This is a genomic window from Treponema sp. R6D11, from assembly GCF_054786075.1.
In genome coordinates this window covers 1-1,215 of the sequence record NZ_BDHD01000379.1, presented here as the reverse complement: position 1 = coordinate 1,215, position 1,215 = coordinate 1, and the positions used below count along the sequence as shown (strand labels likewise).

1 protein-coding gene and 1 pseudogene are annotated in these 1,215 nt (G+C 36.4%); both read left to right on the top strand.

The window, feature by feature from the left end; translation table 11 throughout:
- A pseudogene (locus ACYVTD_RS13290) lies at positions 1-608 on the top strand (hypothetical protein); the annotation flags it as partial.
- Between the two features lie 319 nt (positions 609-927).
- On the top strand, positions 928-1,215 hold a 288-nt coding region (locus ACYVTD_RS13285; protein ID WP_461248217.1), incomplete at its 3' end, for a hypothetical protein.

Sequence of the window (1,215 nt, the reverse complement as noted above, 5' to 3'; positions counted from 1 at the left end):
CGCTCCCACTCCGGTTGAAATTGAAGATGCAGGTATTTTATATGGCAATTAATAATAAAAAGTATTTATTACTTGCGATAATTTTATTTGTATTTACCTCTTTTCTTTCGGCGCAGACATCGGGTTATTTTATTGAAGAAAAAGGCGATGAAGTTAAATATGTTCAACGGTTTGTATGGAAAGGGGGCGAACATACTCTACAGTATGAAGTTGTTTTTGAAAAAGAAATTAATGGAACATATACTCCGTATTTAAAAGAATTTACAAAAGCGCATTTTATCGAAGTTTCTCTGTCTCCCGGACCTTATCGTTTTCGCGTAATCCCGTATGATATTCTTGGAAGACCCGCCGAAGGATCTCAGTGGGTAAATATACATGTTTTTGCCGTTACACAACCGAATCAATATAAAGAACCTGAAGCTGAACCTGAGACTAAAACTGCGTTTAAACAAAGACCCGAACCTGAAAGAGAAAAAGCAGTAGTAGCAGAGGAAGATGAAGAAACAGAAAAACCTGAAAAGGAAAAAACCGTATTTTTTAGAATAGGCGCATTTTATCGAAGTTTCTCTGTCTCCCGGACCTTATCGTTTTCGCGTAATCCCGTATGATATTCTTGGAAGACCCGCCGAAGGATCTCAGTGGGTAAATATACATGTTTTTGCCGTTACACAACCGAATCAATATAAAGAACCTGAAGCTGAACCTGAGACTAAAACTGCGTTTAAACAAAGACCCGAACCTGAAAGAGAAAAAGCAGTAGTAGCAGAGGAAGAAGAAGAAACAGAAAAACCTGAAAAGGAAAAAACCGTATTTTTTAGAATAGGCGCAGAATTTGGAGGGCGATTATCTCTTTACGGAAATAAGTCTTTTAGCGATACCAATGATGTTTACCCAGGACTGTATACAAGTATTGTATTTAAGGTTCCCTTGGATATTTATATCGGACCTGAATTTACATTCGATATAAACAGGTACGGCAATATAGAAGATTGGAGATTCTTTTTTTATACATTTGGTTTTAATATTCTTGCCGAAAAATGGTCTCCAAATAAAATATTCGGCGTTAGTTTTAAAGTTGGCGTGTTATATCCTACTATTGATATTCAGAAAAAATGGTATAGAATGTCTCAAGAACAAAGTAAATATTTTCAAAACGAAGAAATGAGTGTTTACGCGGCGGAAGAAGGTTTTTTCAGTGACAGGCTCATTCCAAGC